Genomic DNA, 17599 nt, shown 5'->3' with positions numbered 1-17599 from the left:
GTGCGTTTCCCTTCCGCCGGGTCGAGAGGATCCGCCGATGTCACCGCTGTCGCGTCACGCCATCCCACTCACCGTCCTCGCGCTCCTCGTCGGGCTCGGCCACCCGCTGCCCGCCACCGCCGACCCCGGCCGATCCGCCGACCCCAGCCAATCCGGCACCGCTCGCCAATCCGGCACGGCCGGCCGACCTGGCACGGCCACCACCGGCGAGGTACGTACCGTCGTCCGGGACGCCGCCACCGGCGCCGCCGTGCGGGCCTGCCTGAACCTGGTTCCCGCCGACCGTGACCCGCTCACCGTCGTGGGTCTGGGCGAGGTACAGCAGGGCCGGTACGGCGGCTGCACCGACCTCGACGGCGGCCAGGTGATCGCCACCGACGTGGCACCCGGCCGTTACCACCTGCTGGCCCGCCCCTACGACAGCGTTCGGTACGGCGCCCAGTGGGTCGGCCCGCACGGCGGCACCGGCCAGCGGGAGCGAGCGGCGATCGTCCACGTACGACCGGGCCGGGTCGTCACCGCACCCCTGGTACGCCTCGACCCGCCCGGCACGGTGACCGGCCGAGTGACCCGGGTCGCGGACGGTACGCCGGTGTCCGGTGGAGCGGTGCTGCTGCTGCCGGAGATCCAGCACCCCAAGTACGGCAGTCAGGGCGTGCTCACCGACGACGACGGCCGCTACACGATGACCGGCCTCGGGCCGTACCGTTGGCCGTTGTACTTCACCGGTTACGGGCTGGCCAGCCAGTGGTCCGGGGCGACCGCCGACCGGCTGCGGGCCCGGCTGGTGCGGGTACGCGCCGGTGCGACCGCCACCGCGAACGAGGCGCTCACCGCCGGCACGGTGGCCAGCGGGACGATCACCACTGCGGAGATGCCGTTCTACTCCCAGGTCGTCGCCTTCCACGCGCGCACCGGGGACGTGGTGGGGGTGGCCGACGCCGCCGAGAATTACCAGCTGCGACTGCTACCGGGGCAACCGGTGGTGCTGCGCTGCGACTGCGCGTACACGCCGAGCCGCTGGTATCCGAACGCCGCCGGGATCGACGGTGCCCAGCGGCTGCGGGTGCGCACCGCGCCGGTCACCGCGCACTTCGACCTGACCGGTCCGACCGCACCCTGATCCGACGCGCCTCAGCGCAGCGCGTCCAGGGTGAGTTCGGCGGCACGGGCGAGGAGGGCGTCGTCCGTCTCGGCGTCCTCCGCGTCCCGGCTGGAGAGCACGGCCAGCACGATCGGCTCCCGGTCGGGTGGCCAGATCACGGCGATGTCGTTGCGGGTGCCGTAGCCGCCGGAGCCGGTCTTGTCGCCCACCACCCAGCCGTCCGGCGTGCCGGCCCGGATCACCTTCTCGCCCGTGGTGTTGCGCTTGAGCCAGTCGACCAGCACGTCCCGGTCCTCGGTGGTGAGCGCGTCGTCGACCGCGTACGCCCGCAGCGAGGTGGCCAGGGCGCGGGGCGTGCTGGTGTCGCGGACATCGCCCGGGGTGGCCTCGTTGAGCGCCGTCTCGATCCGGGCCGGCTCGGTGACGTCGTCGCCGATGTCGCGCAGTGCCTGCTTGAAGCCGGCCGGGCCGCCGAGCCGGTCGAAGAGCAGGTTTCCGGCGGTGTTGTCGCTGTACCGCACCGCCGCGTCGGCGATCGCCCGCAGCGTCATGCCGGTCGACACGTGCTGCTCGGTGATCGGCGAGTAGGTGACCAGGTCGTCGCGGGAGTAGCGGACGACCTGGTCCAACTCCTCGGGGGTGGTCGCCCTCAGCACCGCCGCGGCGGCAAGGGCCTTGAACGTCGAGGCGTACGCGAAACGCTCGTCGGCCCGGTGCTCGATCGTGCGGCCGGTGCCGGTGTCGACGGCGTACACGCCGAGCCGGGCGTCGAACTCCTGCTCCAGTGGACCGAAGTCGACGGCGACCGGCCCGGCCGACGGGGTGGTCGGCGGGGTGCCCGGCGACGCGGGCGCGGCCGGGGTGTCGGGCGAGCAGCCGGTGAGCAGCGCAGCCGTCACCGCGGCGGCGAGCACACCGGCAGGGGTACGGCGGGTGGTGCTGAGCAAGATCGCATCCTTCCAGTCGGCAGGTGACGACGAACCGGTCAGTTCATCACCTTCGCTATGAAGCCTGCCAAATTGGTGGTGGTGCGGGCAATTTTCTCGTCCAGGCTGATCGTCTCGTGCAGCCGCGCGCCCGCCCCGGCGTCCTTCTTGCCGCGCAGATAGAGCGAGCAGGACAGGTCACTGCACAGATAGGTGCCCACCGAACTGCCGTCCCGGCCGGCCCGACCGGCCTTGGGGGCGACGAGCAGGCTGACCCCGGCCTCCGGGGAGGTCAGGCAGATCGAACACATGTTGCGACTCCCCCGTCCGGCTGCCACGCTCGGGCTGCGCAGGACCAGCGCGGCCCGACGACCTGACTGCTCGGTGACCAGGTAGGCCCGGTCCTCCGCCTTCGGGTCACGCCAGCCCAGGTAATCCAGGTCGGCCCAGGGCCGGGTGTCCAGGTCGCGCGGCACGAACAACCGCTTCGCCTCTCCCTTGCTGCAGTTGACGAAGGCGGCACGGATCTCTGACTCGGTCAGTGCTTCCATAAGGGCATGGTATTTTTCCTAAAGACTTTAGGCAAAGCCATTAAAGGTGTCATGCCACACGTACCCTGGAGGGAACATGGCGCGGCTGGGACTGACCCCGCAGCGGCTGGCGGCCGAAGGTGCGGAGCTGGCCGACGAGGTCGGCTTCGATCAGGTCACCGCCTCGGCACTGGCACAGCGCTTCGGCGTCAAGGTGGCAAGCCTGTACTCGCACATCCGCAGCACCCAGGAGCTGAAGGTACGCATCGCGCTGTTCGCGCTGAACGAGCTGGCGGACCGGGCCGCCGAGGCCGTGGCCGGCCGGGCCGGCAAGGACGCCCTGGTCGCGCTCGGCAACGTCTACCGCGACTACGCCCGCAAACACCCCGGCCGGTACGCCGCCAGCCAACTGCGACTCGACCCGGCGACGGCGGCGGCCAGCGCCGGACCCCGGCACGCCCAGTTGGCCCGCGCGGTCCTGCGCGGCTACCAGCTGGGCGAGCCGGAGCAGACCCATGCGGTACGCCTGCTCGGCAGCGTGTTCCACGGTTTCGCCAGCCTGGACCTCGGCGGCGCGTTCAGCCACAGCCTGCCCGACAGCGAGCAATCCTGGTCGTGGGCCCTGGACGCCCTCGACACGATGCTGTCATGCGGCTCGACCGGCGGCAGCTGATCGGGTCTGCGGGTGCGCGACTGATCGGGTCTGCGGATGCGCGACGCCCAGGGCGCGTAACTCAACTTCGGGTGATCACCTCGTTGCCGGCGAGGCCCTCGGTGCGCTGCTGGATCAGGGTACGCAGGCTCTGGGCGTCACTGGTGACAACCGCAGCGGCGTACCCGTCCACGGTGGCCAGTACCTCGGTGATCGCGTCCACCGCAGCCAGCGCCGCACCGTCGCGGTAGACCTGCTGATAGAGGTCACGGTACGCGTCCTCGTACAGCTGGGTGAACTTCTCGCTGGCCAGGAAGCGTTCCTTGAGCTTGTGCCCGCCACCGCCAGGACCGCCACCGCCAGGACCGGCACCGCCAGGGCCGGCACCGCCCGCGTTGCCCCGGCCGCCACCGAGCTGGCCCTGCTCGTGCGGGCCCTGGTTGGCGCTGCCGCTGAACGTCAGGTTGTAGTCCCAGCCGATCACCGTGAACCGTTTCGCGCTCAGGTCGTACCAGAGGTAGTAGTTGCGGCCGGGACCGGACATGTCGTCGAAGTTCAGCAACAGGTTCTGCCAGGCCACGTACCGGGCGAAGGACGTCACGTCGACCCGGTCGGCGAGCTGCTCGTCGAACTCGGAGTCGCTGGCGGTGTCGACCCACCTGATCAGATCGATGACCGGTTGCAGGTCCTGGCTGCCCTTCATGGTGATCTGCTTGAAGTCGTCGGCGTACGCGGTCTGGTCGTCACCCTGATCGGTGAACCGGCTGCTGGCCAGGGCCTTGTAGAGCACCCCCGCGGTGTCGAAGTCCTCGGCGAAGTGCTCGTCGGGATGTTCGATCACCAGGCGGGCCGTGGTGGGTCGATCGTTGACCGTGAAGCTGGTGTAGGCGTACTCCTGGGCCACCTCACCGGCGGCGGCGAGCAGGTTGAGGGTGACCGCCTCGTTGAGCACGGTCGAGCCGCCGCCCATCCCCGCCACCCGCACCGCGATCTCCCGGTGGCCCTGGTAACGGCGGCCGTCGACGTACTCGTCGAAGCGGATCAACCACGGCAAGGTCTCCGGCTCCTCCGCCTTCAACGTCGCGGTGGAGAACCCGCCACCCCCGGGCCGACCACCCGGCCGACCGGTCTGCCCCTCGCCCGGCATGCCCGCACCCGGCTCGGTCGCGTCGCCCTGCGGCGCATCGCCGTCGCGCTGGTCGGTGTCCGTGGCACCACCGGGGCGCAGGCCACCAGGACCGCCCGGACCAACCTGACCACCCGGCCCGGTCTGGCCGTCTTGCCCACCAGGTGCTCCCGGACCACCTTGCCCACCCGGCGCACTTTGCCCACCCGGCGCACCTTGCCCACCAGGCCCACCTGGCACGCCTTGCCCACCGGGCCCGCCTTGCCCACCGGGCCCGCCTTGCCCACCGGGTGCACCGGGCCCGCCGACGCCACCCGGCCCGCCGGGGCCGCCGGGGCCACCTTGCCCACCCGCGCGTTGCGGGGTCTCGCCGTTGCGGGTCAGGCTGCGCAGGGTGGAGTTGCCCTTGAGTCGGATGCCGACGCTGGGGATGGCGGTGCCATCGATGACCAGGTCGGCCTCCAGGTACTCCTTCTCCCCCTCGTCGTAGAAGGCGTCCAGCATCCGTTCGTAGTCGGCGTCGCGGAAGACGAGTTCGATGCGGTGGGCCACCGTCTCGTCGAAGAGGTCGACGGTCCCGGCGATGTCCTGGGTGACCAGGTCACCGCCGCTGGCGCTGGTGCTGGTCACGTACGGGCGGATCGGCACCGAGCTGAGGGTGACGGTCAGCACCAGCACGAACGCCAGGCAGCCCGCCAGGAACTTCCAGTAGTGCCGGACCCGGATCGGGATGCGGTGCCGCCAGCGCATCACAGATCCGTCTGGTCGTAGCCGGTCAGCACGGTCACCCGCTGGCCGCCGGTCCGCTCGGCCAGCGCGTTGATCAGGTCGGCGGGCTCGGTGCCCTTCTTCAACCGCACCGTGTACATGATCTCGGTCAGTGCGCCGCCCCGGATGGTCTCCATGCTGACCAGTTCGAACTCGCTGGTGAAGCGGATCAGCACGTCCTGGATGTGGTCGGTGTGGCTGCCGGGCGGCACCTGCACCTTGACCACCTGACGCTGGACGTTCGAGGCGAACCAGTTGAAGCGGTACATCAGCACGATGATCAGGCTGATCGTCACGGCGGCGACCACCGCCAGCAGGTAGAACCGGGTGCCGCAGGCCATGCCCACGCCCATCACCAGGAAGATGAACCCGACGTCGCGGGTCTCCTTGATGGCGTTACGGAATCGCACCACCGACAGCGCGCCGACCAGGGCGAAGGCACGGGCGATGTTGGAGCCGACCACGAGCATGATCAGCGAGATGAGCATGCCGAGGATGACCAGCGTCTGCACGTACGACTGGCTGTACGACACGTTGCGGTGGGTGAACCGGTAGACCCAACCGATCATGGCGCTGAGCAGGAACGACAGCGACAGGGCCAGGGCGATGTCGCCGACACTGAAGGTGCCGGACAGATCCTGGAACTCGAACGGCATGGGTTCAGACCTCGCTTTTCAAGGGGCTGCCGGCGGTAGCCCGGTCGGCGTCGTCGGCGACGTGGAAGAGGGAACGGGGGGCGTGACCGAACGCCTCGACGCTCTGGCAGTACTTCGACATGCGGACGATGGACAGGTTCGTCCGGGCGGCCAGGTCGGTCAGCCAGTACGGCACCCGCTCGTTGGCCTTGATCTCCAGCACGGAGAACTTCGGCGGCACGATGAGCCGGTTCTCGGCGTCCGCGCCGAGGTGGAAGTCGCGGTCCCGGCCGCGTACCCGGTGATCGAGGGTGACCCGCAGGCCGAGGTCGGAATCCCGGCCGATGAACGCCTCCCGCTGGTAGCCGGTCATCGCCACCGGCTTCAGGTCCAGGCCGCAGAGCAGTTCGAGGACCTCGTCGAGGAAGGCCCGTTGCTCCGGGGCGTGCTCGACCAACTGCCGCCGGTCGCACAGGTCACGGGCCAGGTGGTACGGCAGGGCCACCCGCCGTTTCTGGGTGACCCGGTTGACCCGCTGCTTGATCTCGACGTGCACGATGCTGTCGTCGGTGACCGTGGACCGGTCGCCGTAATGCCGCACCCGCAGCTTGCGACGGAACTTCAGCCCCTCGATCTTCTCCCAGTAGAAGCGCAGCTGTGCGGTGTCGTAATAGACGCTCCACACGCCGTACCCGGTGTCGCCGCCGTGGCTGTCGCGGTCCATCCGGGCGGCGAACCGCTCGCGCAACGCCGGGACGTCGCCGGTCGGCACCAGGTACTTGATCTCGTACCGGTTGAAGGCGTGCAACCTGCTCGGCGCCCGCAACGCGTGCCCGCCCCGGTCGTCACCACCCGACGGCCCGCCATCGGGGGTGGACGGTGCGGCGGCGGGCGGTGGCGGTTCTGGGGCGTGGGAGGAAGCCCGACGGAGCCACGAGCGCATGCGGGTGAGCCGATCTCTGCGGGGACAGGGACCAGCAGATACAAGCGGACGAAGCTATGAATCGGCTTTGCGTTCCGGGTGAACCAGCGGTGAACCGCCACAGAGCCGCACCGACGGTGGTCGTGGGCGGGCTGTCAGGTGGCGTAGAGCATCGCAGCGGGTGCCGTCCGCTGCGGGCCCTGCGCCGGACCGCTACCGGAACAGCGCCGCGCGCCCGTCCCGGCTGCCCACCAGCCGACCCCGGATGTCCAGGTCGTTCACCTCGTCGGCGGCACGGAGCCCACGGGTGGTCAGGTCGACGGTGCGCCCGGCCCACCACAGGACCGGCCGCCGTGCACCGGTGGCGGTCTCGCCGGTGCCGAGCACCGCCCCCAGGTCGTTCACGGCAGTCGCCCGACTCGTCGCGCCGCCCAGGGTGCCCAGATCGGTCAACACTCCGGCGCGCCAGCGGAAGGCCCGGCCGCCGTCGACGCCGACCACGTGCCCCAGATTGTTGATCGCCGTCGCCGCGTCGCCGATCGGGGTGAGAACCCCGCCGCGCAACCGGCCGCCCACGCAGGTGCACGGGTAGGCGTACGGCGGGACGTTGAAGGTGCCGACCACGTCGCCCCGGTTGTTGAAGCCGGTGGTCGTCTCGTAGAAGTCCTGCCGGCCGAGGTCCGTGACGACGCCGTTGTGCCACACGAAGCGGTGCGGGATGTCGGTGGGCGGATTGCTCAACCCGAGCACCTGCCCCCGGTCGTTGACGGCGACCGCCTCGCTGTAGTCACCGCCGAGGGTGCCCAGGTCGATCATCTGACCGTTGCGCCAGAGCACCGCCCGGGTGATCGGTTCCAGATACCCGCCGATCAGTTCCAGGCCGGTCGAGGTGCCGACCACGTCGCCGCGCTCGTTGACGTCGACGGCGATGGACTCGAAGTGCCCCGATAGCACCCCGAGGTCGGTCATCACGCCGTTGCGCCAGACGAACGCGTGCCGGGTGCCGTCGGCGGTCAGGCTCCAGCCGACGACCACGCCCCGATCGTTCATCGCGGTGGCGGCACTGGCGGCACCGCCCAGGGTGCCGAGGTCGACGGCCCGGTAGGTGAGCGTGGCCGGGAAGGCGGACGCGGCGGTGGCGGGCAGGACGGTCCATGTGCACGCGCCCAGCACGGTCGCGGTCACGGCGGCGGACAGGCGGGTCGGAAACCTCAACGGATCCTCCTCGACGGCTATGACAGGCCGCCGCCCGCACTGAGCGTGGACGATGCGCGGCCGGCCGGCTACGCAAAGTAGAGCGGATTCACCAGAAGGTCACCTCGGTTGATCGGCCATCGATGGATGGCCATGCGCCGCACGCCTGGCCGCGACCCCCCGGGACACACTCCGGCCCGGTACGGCCCGTCGACGAACCTCGGCGGTGTAAAAGTTTCTAGACACGATGTCAAATACGCCTTACTCTGAGGATGTCAAAGATTCTTTACCTCGGGGAGCGGTCATGACGCACGAGGAGAAACGCGCCTGGATCATGCTGGTGGTCAGCGTGATCGCGTACGCCGGCTATGTGACGGTCGTGCTGGGCCGGCACGACGGCGGCCCGCTCACCGCGGTGCCCTATGTCGGCGCGCTGCTGTGGACGGTGGGCGGCGCCATGGTCGCGAGCATCGTGGCCGAGATCGTGATGGGCGTGGCCAACCCGCGGGCGTCCCGGGTCACCGACGACCGGGACCGGGAGATCGGGCGTCTCGGCGACCACGTCGGCCACGCGTTCGTGGTGATCGGCGCGGTGTCGGCGATGCTGATGGCGATGGCCGAGTGGGACTGGTTCTGGATCGCCAACGTCATCTACCTCTGCTTCGTGCTGTCGGCCGTGATCGGCGCCCTGGCGAAGGTGATCGTCTACCGCAGGGGCGTTCCGCAGTGGTGAAACCGACCCGCGTCACCAACAACATCCGGGCGTTGCGCTTTGCCCACGACGAGATGACCCAGGCCGATCTCGCCGAACGGATCGGCGTGACCCGGCAGACCGTGATCGCCATCGAGCAGGGCCGCTACTCCCCCTCCCTGGAGATGGCGTTCCGGATCGCCCGCGTGTTCGGCGTACGGCTCGACGAGGTGTTCCAGTACCCCGACTCCGAGGAGGTGGCACCGTGAGGGCCATCGTTCAGGACAACTACGGCCCGGCCGACGTACTGCGGCTGGGCGAGGTCGACCGGCCCCGCGTCGGCGACGACGAGGTGCTCGTGCAGGTACGCGCGGCGGCGGTGGATCCCGGCGTGTGGATCTTCATGGTCGGTCAGCCCTACCTGGTTCGCCTGGCCAGCGGGCTGCGCCGGCCCCGGGTGGCGGTACGCGGCCGGGACCTGGCCGGCGTGGTGGCCGAGGTCGGCGCCCGGGTGACCCGGTTCCGGCCGGGCGACGAGGTGTTCGGCACCTGCCTGCGCGGGTCGTACGCCGAGTTCGCGAGCACCTCTGCGCGGCGGTTGGCCCACAAACCGGCGAACCTGTCCTTCGCCCAGGCCGCCGCGGTCCCGGTTTCCGGGTTGACGGCGTTGCGCGCCGTACGCGACAGCGGCAAAGTGCGTCCGGGGCAGCGGGTCATGGTGATCGGGGCCTCCGGCGGCGTCGGCTCCCAGGCGGTGCAGATCGCCAAGGCGTACGGCGCCACCGTCACCGGCGTCTGCGCCCCCGCCAAGGCCGACTTCGTCCGTTCCCTCGGCGCCGACGACGTGCTCGACTACACCCGCGAGGAGATCGACCGGGACGGTCCGGTGTACGACGTGGTCATCGACACCGGCGGCGACCGCCCGCTGTCGCTGATGCGCCGTGCGCTCACCCCGCGCGGGACGCTGGCGCTGGTCGGTGGCACGTACACCCGGGGTGGGCTGCTCGGCGGGTACGGCCGACAGATGTTCGGCGCACCGCTGCTGTCCCTGTTCGTCAGCCATCGACTGCGCAACGTCAGTGCCGTGGAGCGCAGTGAGGACCTCGACGAACTGCGCGACCTCATCGCCTCGGGCGCACTCACCCCGCCGATCGACCGCTGCTATCCGCTGGCCGAGGCGGCCGACGCCCTCCGCCATCTCCGCACCGGACACCCGGCGGGCAAGATCGTGGTCACCATCTGACACCTCCCGGCCACCGTCGCGAGGTCTCGTTCACCGGCGACTCCACCGGCCAGCCGCGACAGGGCTGGCCGGTGACGAGTCAGTCCCGGCGGCGCCGGTCAGTCGACGCCGAACTCCATCGCGGCACGGTCGAGCGCCTCGTCCTCGGCCGAAGGGACGCCCCGGGAGGCGATCGCCTCGGCGCCGCCCTGCGGCATCGCGCCGATCAGCCCGGTCGAGGCCGCCTGCGCGGCGCCGACCATCCGCTGCGGGGATCCGCCGCCGACCATGCCGAGGTTCGCGTACTGCTCCAGCTTGGCCCGCGAGTCGGCGATGTCCAGGTTGCGCATGGTGAGCTGGCCGATGCGGTCCTGCGGACCGAACGCCGAGTCCTCGGTACGCTCCATCGACAGCTTGTCCGGGTGGTAGCTGAACGCCGGGCCGGTGGTGTCCAGGATCGAGTAGTCCTCGCCCCGGCGCAGCCGCAGCGTCACCTCGCCGGTGATCGCCGTGCCGACCCAGCGCTGCAACGACTCGCGCAGCATCAGCGCCTGCGGGTCCAGCCAGCGACCCTCGTACATCAGCCGGCCCAGGCGGCGACCCTCGTTGTGGTAGTTGGCGAGGGTGTCCTCGTTGTGGATGGCGTTGACCAGCCGCTCGTACGCGGCGTGCAGCAGCGCCATGCCGGGGGCCTCGTAGATGCCGCGGCTCTTGGCCTCGATGATCCGGTTCTCGATCTGGTCGGACATGCCCAGGCCGTGCCGACCGCCGATGGCGTTGGCCTCCAGCACCAGGTCGACCGCGCTGGCGAACTCCTTACCGTTGATCGTCACCGGGCGGCCCTGGTCGAAGCCGATGGTGACATCCTCGGTCGGGATCTCGACCGACAGGTCCCAGAACCGCACACCCATGATCGGATTCACCGTCTCGATGCCGGTGTCCAGGTGCTCCAGGGTCTTCGCCTCGTGCGTGGCGCCCCAGATGTTGGCGTCGGTGGAGTACGCCTTCTCGGTGCTGTCGCGGTACGGCAGGCCGCGTTCCAGCAGCCACTCCGACATCTCCTTGCGCCCGCCCAGTTCGGTGACGAAGTCGCCGTCCAGCCACGGCTTGTAGATGCGCAGCTGCGGGTTGGCCAGCAGGCCGTAGCGGTAGAACCGCTCGATGTCGTTGCCCTTGAAGGTGGAGCCGTCGCCCCAGATCTGGACGTCGTCGGCGACCATGGCCCGCACCAGCAGCGTCCCGGTGACCGCCCGACCCAGCGGGGTGGTGTTGAAGTACGCCCGCCCGCCCGAGCGGATGTGGAAGGCGCCGCAGGTCAGCGCCGCCAGCCCCTCCTCGACCAGGGCGGCTCGGCAGTCGACCAGCCGGGCGAGTTCGGCACCGTAGTTGAGCGCCCGACCGGGCACCGAGGCGATGTCGGGCTCGTCGTACTGGCCGATGTCGGCCGTGTAGGCGCAGGGGATCGCGCCCTTGTCGCGCATCCACGCGACCGCGACCGAGGTGTCGAGACCGCCGGAGAAGGCGATGCCGACACGTTCACCGATGGGCAGGGAGGTCAGAACCTTGGACACAAGGAAGAGTATGCACCATGCCGCATACCCATGCAAGCCGGGTGGGTGCCTACGGGCAAGGGCGTCAAGTACGTCGATGTCCGGCGACAGCGGGGGCTGCGATGCCGGACGAGTCACGCAACCGCGCGACCGGCGGCAGCGGCGTCAGCCGTCCTGATTGCCGGGCTCGGCCCTGGGTCCGGCAATCACCCAACACCTGGTCAAAGCACACGGAGGCACGCTCACCGCGCAAAGCGCCATCGACGAGGGCACCGTCTTCACCATCACCCTCCCGACCACCACATAGCGCAATCGAGAAGAAAAGCACGCTAGGACAATCCAGCATCATCAAATACCTCACCCTCCGTGATGCTGAGGAGCCTCTCCGTGACACAGGCCGATCGCCGTTCTCGCCCTCCACAGGCCGCCGACAAAATCCAGCTGCCGTCCGACTCCCGCGCCACCTCCCTGTTCGCCCCCGGTGACGTCCCCCGCCGCCGCGGGTTGATCATCCTGCTCAGCCTGCTGGGCGGTTTCCTGCTCACCGTGATCTGGTCGGCGGAGTTCGTCGACTCGACCATCGGCGACAACGTCGCCAACACCCTGCTGGGCCACGACGCCAAGGAGACTCCGATCAGCGGGGCCATGGCGGGCGTGATCTTCGCATTCGTCTCCGGCGTCGCCGGCACCTTCACCGCCTGCAACATCGCCGCCTTCGGCGCGCTCGCACCGCTGACCGGCACGGCCGACAGCCGGATGAGCCGTCTCATGACACCGCTGCGTCCGCTCGGCTGGATGGCGGTCGGCATGATCGCGGTCTCCGCCCTCTACGGCGTGATCGTCGGCCTGGTCGGTACGGCGATGCCACAGTTCTCCACCGCCCCGAACGTGCCCGGCTCGCTGTCGCCACGCAGCATCCAGTCCATGGTGGTCTACGGCATCATCGGCCTGGTCATGATCTACCTGGGGTTGGCCGCGTTGAAGGTGGTGCCGGACCCGTTCGCCCGGATCTCCCAGCGGTACCCCAACGCCCCGCTGGTCTTCATGGGCGCGCTCATCGCCGGCTTCCTGATCGGACGGCCGTTCCCGCTGTTCCGGCAGATGTTCCGCGACGCCGCAGAGAGCGGCAACCCGCTGTACGGCGCGGCGGCGTTCACCCTCCAGTCGATCGGCAACATCGTCATCATGGCGATCCTGTTCCTGCTGCTGACGTGGTTCGCCGGCAGCCGACTCCAGCGCTGGTTCGCCGCCAAGCCGACCCGGCTGGCCGCCACCATCGCGGTGGCGTTCATCATCGCGGGCGCCTTCATGTTCCTCTACTGGGACGTCCGTCTGCTCGCCCGCCGCGAGATCATCCCCTGGTACCCGGTGGCCCCCTGGGTGTAGCCCCAGGCGCTGGATCCGTTCCCCGCCGCGGGCCGCGACCCGGCCCTGCGCGACAGCCGCTCACATGATCACGCTCGATCCCGGATCGAGGGGCCTCACCCCTGCCGGGACGCCACTCGATCCGGGATCGAGCACGATCTTGTCGCGGGGTCACGCGACGAGGTGCCGCAGGCGGGCACCGGCGACGGGCACCGCACGGCGTCGAGGGACCAACGATGATGATCGGCATGCGGGAGACGGTCGCCATCGCGCTGATCACATCGCTGTCCACCCTGACGGCCGCCGGCCTCACCGGGCTGGTCACCGCGCTGACCGTGCGCCGGCAGGTCGCCGGCCAACTCGCCGCCGCCCGGGAGGACCGCGCCGAACAGCGCACACTGCGCCGGAACCAGGAACGGCGGGACACGTACGTGGGCTTCCTGGCCGCCTGCGACCGGGCCTACCGCGCGCTGGACACCGAATGGGTCGGCGCCGAGACCGCGCCCGGCGAGGACACCCCGTACCCGACACTGCGGGCACTCGACGAGGCGTACAACCTGGTCCTGTTGGCCGGTCCGGAGCTGGCGGCGCAGGCCGCCGGGCGCACCGTGCGCAGCATCAACGAGGAGTACGCCCAGCAGCGCCGGCTGCGCCGGGAGGACGCCGACGATTCCGGCCCGTTGGCGGTACGCCACCGCACCGAGCACCTCGCCGCGCTCCGATCCCGCACCGAACGACGCGATGCCTTCGTCACCGTCGCACGGGAGGCGTTGGAGGCATCGTGGAGTTCTACCGCGCCTGGAAACGCGCCGGCCGCTGAACCAGCATCGGGGTGACGAGCGTCGTTGGTCGCCGCGTCACGTTCATGATCACGCTCGATCCGGGATCGAGTGGCCTCACTTACGCAACGAGACCACTCGATCCCACATCGAGCGTGATCTTGCGAACGTCACGGCGGCCAGGGCAGCGGTGGGTCAATGGGTGAGCCCGACGAGGGCGGTCAGGCGGGTCACGCCGGGTGGGGCGGGGCGGCCTTGGGCAAGCTCGGTGAGGAGAGTACGCGCCGAGGGGCGCAACCGGACCTCAGCGGGCGCGACACCATCCGCCGCGATTAGCATCCGCCCCGCCCCGGACAGGTCACCGGCCAGCAGGTACGCCCGCGCGGCGTCCACCAGGTAGGCACCCCGGCACTCGGCCGACAACCGCCGCCACCCGTCCCGCCGGATCAGCAGCTCGTGCCGACCGACCGCCTCGGCCGCATCGCCCCGCTCGACCGCCACCACCACCCGCGCCAACTCCACGGCGACCGGCCCGAAACTCGTACCGTACGGATCGTCGGCGACCTCGACCCGACTCGCCACCGCTGCGGCCTGGTCGAGCAGCACCCCGGCCTGCCCAGGCTCGCCGCAGCTCGCAGCAGCGAGAGCGGCCTGGAGCAGCAGCGTCCCACCCACCGCCAACTCCTGCGCCCGCCGAACCGACGACACCTCATCCCCTGCCGGTCGGGTCGCAGCGCTGGTCAGCCGCTGCGCGGCGGCAACGGTGGCCGCCAGCGCCAGCCGCTGCCGACCGGCGAGCCGCAGCGCCTGCCCGATCGAGATGGCCGCCGTACCCGCCAACACCGCGTCCTCGCCGGCCGCCGCCACCGCCCGGTCGGCGGTCAGCCACCCGAGGTCGGCCTCACCCAGCTTGACCAACACCGACGAGGCGATCCGGTACGCCTGCACCGGCAACTCCCCGTGCTCCGACCCCGACGACAGTTGCACGGCGTCCAGCAGCCCGGGCAGCGCCCGCACCACCTGCGCGTACTGCCCATGCTGAAAGCTCAACCAGGCATGCCCCACCTGCCGACGCAGATCCGCCACCGGCACCGAACGCATCGGCGCCTCGAAGACCCCGTACCGCGCGAGCGCCGCTCGTACCCCGTCAAACCCATCGCGTACGTCGCCACCGGCCGGCGGCGGATGCTGGCCGAGCAGCACCGCCGGGTCGATGCGCAGCACCTCGGCGATAGCCTGGATCACCGAGAACCTGTCGAGTCGACGGGCACCCCGCTCCACCTTGTCCACCCAGCTCTTCGACTTCCCCAGCCGGTCGGCGAGGCCCTGCTGCGTCATCTGCCGCCGCACCCGCCACTGCGCCACCCGCCGCCCGATCGGCACCTCACTGCGGCCGGTCACGCCGCCACCGCCGATCCGGCACAGCCCGCGTGGTCTCCTCCATCGGTACGCGCTCCGCCTCGGCCTGCTCCAACAGCCGCCGCTTCGCCGCCTCCCGCTCCGCCGCCTGAATCTGCTCACCCCGACTGACCGCCGCCTCGTCGCCCTGACCTGGCATCCCTACCTCCAGCAGACTCGGCCGTGGAGATCGTGATCAGGAGAGGGCTGCTCACCGTCTCATCTGGCCGAGGAAGGCGATCGCCTCCCCGAACCGGACGTTAGGGCAGTGCGGTAGCTGCCTGATTACTAATGGTTATGCCGCCAGGCGAATGCCCATTCGGCTCGCTAGCAGCCGCAGGTCGTCCGAGACGGCTCGACGCCTCGCGCGCTGGGCAAGAGTCACCACCGCATCGCGGGCGAGCGGGTTCAGCGCAAACGGTACGGGTGCGACCCGCTCGGCTCGCACGAAGGCGCCCAGCGCTTCGGCATCCCGACGACCGGTGTCGGCGTACGCCCGACCAAGGTCGAGCCAGTACGACATCTGGCGAATGGTGGCCACAAGAACTTGCGGTCGTACCGTTCGGGACAGCTCGATCACCCGACCCATCTCGCCCTGCTCGGCGGCGATGGACATCTTCCAGAGGCCCACATTGGTCGGGCCGAACCCGCACCCGTTGAAGCCGCCGCCGTCCACAGGATCCCCGAGGCTCGCCGCCTCACGGCTCGCCTCGGCGATATGGTCCTCAGCGACATCTACACGGCCATCCACCACCGAGGTCAGGGCGGCCGACAGATGAAGCTGACCAAGCATCTGCCGCACCTGCTCATCGCCGGCGTCGTTCTGCAACTCGACAAGTGATCGGCCGGCGGCCCGGGCAGCGAGCGACGCGGACTCAATCGGCAGGCTCTGCACGTACGCGAACCGTGCCGCACCGAGCCATGCGGAGTGCTCGGCTTCCTCTGCGGCTGATACGGCGACCCGAGAGGCGTTCAGCGCCAGATGGCGGTACCCGAGGTTCCGCAGACACGTCGCAGCCTGGTACGCCGCTTGCACGAGCACGGTACCGCCCACAGCAGCGGACTCCAGCAGCAGGTCGGGAAGCATCCGCGCCATCGCCGGGTAGTTGCAGAAGTTGCGAAGCTGATCAGTGCGCGCCAGCTCTGCCGTCAACTGCTCTGACGTACGGGTCGACGGTCGACGCTCACCGTCCTCGATCTCGATCAGCGCGGACCAGATCGCCGGTACGCACTCGGCCGCACCCTCACGGGCCGGATCGCCCGGTTCCGTGCCCTGACCGAGAAGGTCAGCCACGGTGACCTGGAGAGCGGCGGCGATAGCGACAAGAGTCGAGCGCCGTTCGACTGTCTTTCGCCCTGACTCGACCTGCGACACGTACGACTGGCTCAATCCGGCGAAACCAGCAAGCATCGCCTGAGTCATCCCGCCCCTACGCATCCGCCAGTATCGGATTCTAGCGCCGATCGTGTCGGCCTTTCGGATCATATCTATGCCTCACCTAGTCTCAATAATCTTGGCCAAAGCCATCAACCCGCACGCTACACCGTCCAACTCGGAGCGTGTGAACGTTGACGCGCTGTCAACTCTGCCACGTTGCACCCGCGCAACGCGGATTCACCACAACTGATCAACCATGCGGGATATCCGCAGGCCGCGATTCCCGCACCCGGAGACTGCCGACTGTCCACTATCCGACAAAATGCCACTTGAGCAACAATATAAGGTGACGCGGAGGCCATATAGTTTTACCGATTCACAAGTAGGAGGCATTATGGATTTAGTCCTCTTTAAGGTTCGGGACGACCTCGATGAAGGCGACTGGGGGCTGAGGCGAGTCATCGATGATGAATACGAAGAGGTGGCAGTCAAAAGTATCCCAGGCGTTGAACTTGGCCTACACATAAAGACATCCAAGGAAAGTGTTCCCAGATGGCAGGAGGACCTCATGCTCATCGCAAAGGAACAGGACTCGCCACTAATCAGGGGACTAAGAAACCAAAGCTCAGGAGCCGTTGTTCGAATCGGACGTTGTGGACATCGATTCCTGCTGGTTTATGGAACTGGCCGTCATGCGGTTGAATCAACGAAAATCGAGGCAAGATTCGGCCTGCAAGTAGCAGCAAACTTAATTGACCCTGAAGCTCTTAAGGGGGTCGATACTCGGAGGCTCGTCGGCGCTGGCCGAAATCAGATCATATCCATGGCATCCGTCGGGCCGTTGCACAAACTTGGCATCGAGCCGACTGTCGACATTGTCCGTCAGCTAGAGGGTCGGCCACCCGAAGGGTTTGCAACTGGAATCATCGGGGGTGACACTCTTAGGCTTACCCTGAATTCTTTCAGGTTCGGAGACTTGCCGATCAAGCTTGACGAGATAATTGCGGCGTACAACTCAGACGCATACAAAGGGACCTTTCCTTTCCTCGACTACTTCACCCGCATTTCCCGCTCCAATGCGACGCTTCACTCAAGGCTGAACTCAAGGATAGATGAAATGATTCTATCCAAGAGCCACGAGGTTGACTTCATGGAACCTGAAACTGATGCCACCGTGAAGCCCGATCGATTTGTGTTGAAGCTGGGTAGAAGATCTGTTCCGATCGAAGGCGAACTGAACCGGGAGGTCGTCACCAAGGCAGTCTCAGAGGGTGTTTGAGAAGGGGCTATGACGTCGGTTGTTGGTGGTAGGTGCGGCGTTGTTGGCGGGTGGCTGGTTGGCCTCGGGTGAGGCGGCG

The 17599-nt window shown here is 68.9% G+C and carries 19 protein-coding genes; 9 read left to right on the top strand and 10 right to left on the bottom strand.

The window, feature by feature from the left end:
* The first annotated feature begins 37 nt into the window (after positions 1 to 37).
* Entirely contained in the window at positions 38 to 1123 is a 1086-nt protein-coding gene (locus AB0M35_RS26395) for a hypothetical protein (protein ID WP_363748654.1), read from the top strand.
* An 11-nt stretch (positions 1124 to 1134) separates the two neighbouring features.
* On the opposite strand, the gene bla is transcribed toward AB0M35_RS26395, so the two are convergent.
* Together bla and AB0M35_RS26385 are read right to left on the bottom strand one after the other, a co-directional pair.
* On the bottom strand, positions 1135 to 1992 hold the full coding sequence (gene bla / locus AB0M35_RS26390) for a class A beta-lactamase (protein ID WP_363748712.1): 858 nt from the start codon (positions 1990 to 1992) through the stop codon (positions 1135 to 1137).
* Positions 1993 to 2090: 98 nt separating this feature from the next.
* Positions 2091 to 2582 (bottom strand): FBP domain-containing protein, encoded by a 492-nt coding sequence (locus AB0M35_RS26385; protein WP_363748653.1) that lies wholly within the window; start codon positions 2580 to 2582, stop codon positions 2091 to 2093.
* 76 nt (positions 2583 to 2658) lie between these two features.
* Between AB0M35_RS26385 and AB0M35_RS26380 the strand changes: the two genes are divergently transcribed.
* A complete protein-coding gene (locus AB0M35_RS26380) occupies positions 2659 to 3234 on the top strand; it encodes a TetR-like C-terminal domain-containing protein (protein WP_363748652.1) in 576 nt (191 codons plus the stop codon).
* 61 nt (positions 3235 to 3295) lie between these two features.
* Here the strand turns inward: AB0M35_RS26380 and AB0M35_RS26375 are convergent, their stop codons facing one another.
* The 4 genes from AB0M35_RS26375 to AB0M35_RS26360 all read right to left on the bottom strand — a co-directional run bounded on the left by AB0M35_RS26375 (position 3296) and on the right by AB0M35_RS26360 (position 7879).
* Positions 3296 to 5089, bottom strand: coding sequence for a CotH kinase family protein (locus AB0M35_RS26375; RefSeq protein ID WP_363748651.1), 1794 nt, complete (start codon positions 5087 to 5089; stop codon positions 3296 to 3298).
* Positions 5089 to 5763 carry a DUF4956 domain-containing protein gene (locus tag AB0M35_RS26370; RefSeq protein WP_102656383.1) on the bottom strand — a complete coding sequence of 225 codons (675 nt, stop codon included), beginning with the start codon at positions 5761 to 5763 and terminating at the stop codon, positions 5089 to 5091. Before AB0M35_RS26370 ends, AB0M35_RS26375 begins: the two co-directional genes overlap by 1 nt.
* Before the next feature lie 4 nt (positions 5764 to 5767).
* Positions 5768 to 6685 carry a polyphosphate polymerase domain-containing protein gene (locus AB0M35_RS26365; RefSeq protein ID WP_363748650.1) on the bottom strand — a complete coding sequence of 306 codons (918 nt, stop codon included), beginning with the start codon at positions 6683 to 6685 and terminating at the stop codon, positions 5768 to 5770.
* A 192-nt stretch (positions 6686 to 6877) separates the two neighbouring features.
* Positions 6878 to 7879: a hypothetical protein gene (locus AB0M35_RS26360; protein WP_363748649.1), complete on the bottom strand. Its 1002-nt coding sequence runs from the start codon at positions 7877 to 7879 to the stop codon at positions 6878 to 6880.
* A gap of 283 nt (positions 7880 to 8162) precedes the next feature.
* Here AB0M35_RS26360 and AB0M35_RS26355 point away from each other — a divergent pair, with 283 nt between their 5' ends.
* From AB0M35_RS26355 to AB0M35_RS26345, 3 genes are read left to right on the top strand one after another with little or no spacing between them, the layout of a single operon-like run.
* Entirely contained in the window at positions 8163 to 8591 is a 429-nt protein-coding gene (locus AB0M35_RS26355) for a hypothetical protein (protein WP_363748648.1), read from the top strand.
* On the top strand, positions 8585 to 8818 hold the full coding sequence (locus AB0M35_RS26350) for a helix-turn-helix transcriptional regulator (RefSeq protein WP_363748646.1): 234 nt from the start codon (positions 8585 to 8587) through the stop codon (positions 8816 to 8818). The genes AB0M35_RS26355 and AB0M35_RS26350 overlap by 7 nt, the downstream gene beginning before the upstream one ends.
* Positions 8815 to 9792, top strand: a complete 978-nt coding sequence (locus AB0M35_RS26345) for an NAD(P)-dependent alcohol dehydrogenase (RefSeq protein WP_363748645.1) — start codon at positions 8815 to 8817, stop codon at positions 9790 to 9792. The genes AB0M35_RS26350 and AB0M35_RS26345 overlap by 4 nt, the downstream gene beginning before the upstream one ends.
* Before the next feature lie 98 nt (positions 9793 to 9890).
* Here the strand turns inward: AB0M35_RS26345 and argG are convergent, their stop codons facing one another.
* A complete protein-coding gene (gene argG / locus AB0M35_RS26340) occupies positions 9891 to 11342 on the bottom strand; it encodes an argininosuccinate synthase (protein WP_363748644.1) in 1452 nt (483 codons plus the stop codon).
* Between the two features lie 157 nt (positions 11343 to 11499).
* On the opposite strand from argG, the gene AB0M35_RS26335 reads away from it, so the two are divergent.
* The 3 genes from AB0M35_RS26335 to AB0M35_RS26325 all read left to right on the top strand — a co-directional run bounded on the left by AB0M35_RS26335 (position 11500) and on the right by AB0M35_RS26325 (position 13522).
* The gene (locus AB0M35_RS26335) at positions 11500 to 11628 is read left to right on the top strand and encodes an ATP-binding protein (RefSeq protein WP_363748643.1); all 129 of its coding nucleotides are present in this window, start codon (positions 11500 to 11502) and stop codon (positions 11626 to 11628) included.
* 80 nt (positions 11629 to 11708) lie between these two features.
* Positions 11709 to 12707 carry a hypothetical protein gene (locus AB0M35_RS26330; protein WP_363748642.1) on the top strand — a complete coding sequence of 333 codons (999 nt, stop codon included), beginning with the start codon at positions 11709 to 11711 and terminating at the stop codon, positions 12705 to 12707.
* A 215-nt stretch (positions 12708 to 12922) separates the two neighbouring features.
* Positions 12923 to 13522 carry a hypothetical protein gene (locus AB0M35_RS26325; RefSeq protein ID WP_363748641.1) on the top strand — a complete coding sequence of 200 codons (600 nt, stop codon included), beginning with the start codon at positions 12923 to 12925 and terminating at the stop codon, positions 13520 to 13522.
* Positions 13523 to 13660: 138 nt separating this feature from the next.
* Here AB0M35_RS26325 and AB0M35_RS26320 read toward each other — a convergent pair whose 3' ends face one another.
* From AB0M35_RS26320 to AB0M35_RS26310, 3 genes are all read right to left on the bottom strand, one after another.
* Positions 13661 to 14866 carry a helix-turn-helix domain-containing protein gene (locus AB0M35_RS26320; protein WP_363748640.1) on the bottom strand — a complete coding sequence of 402 codons (1206 nt, stop codon included), beginning with the start codon at positions 14864 to 14866 and terminating at the stop codon, positions 13661 to 13663.
* Positions 14850 to 15023, bottom strand: a complete 174-nt coding sequence (locus tag AB0M35_RS26315; RefSeq protein WP_363748639.1) for a hypothetical protein — start codon at positions 15021 to 15023, stop codon at positions 14850 to 14852. The genes AB0M35_RS26320 and AB0M35_RS26315 overlap by 17 nt, the downstream gene beginning before the upstream one ends.
* A 135-nt stretch (positions 15024 to 15158) precedes the next feature.
* A complete protein-coding gene (locus AB0M35_RS26310) occupies positions 15159 to 16349 on the bottom strand; it encodes a helix-turn-helix domain-containing protein (protein WP_363748638.1) in 1191 nt (396 codons plus the stop codon).
* Between the two features lie 286 nt (positions 16350 to 16635).
* Between AB0M35_RS26310 and AB0M35_RS26305 the strand changes: the two genes are divergently transcribed.
* Positions 16636 to 17520: a DUF6119 family protein gene (locus tag AB0M35_RS26305; RefSeq protein WP_363748637.1), complete on the top strand. Its 885-nt coding sequence runs from the start codon at positions 16636 to 16638 to the stop codon at positions 17518 to 17520.
* The last annotated feature ends 79 nt before the right edge of the window (positions 17521 to 17599 follow it).

The organism is Micromonospora sp. NPDC051196 (assembly GCF_040682415.1).
In the GTDB taxonomy this organism is placed as follows: domain Bacteria; phylum Actinomycetota; class Actinomycetes; order Mycobacteriales; family Micromonosporaceae; genus Micromonospora.
This window is presented reverse-complemented; position numbering and strand designations above follow the sequence as displayed.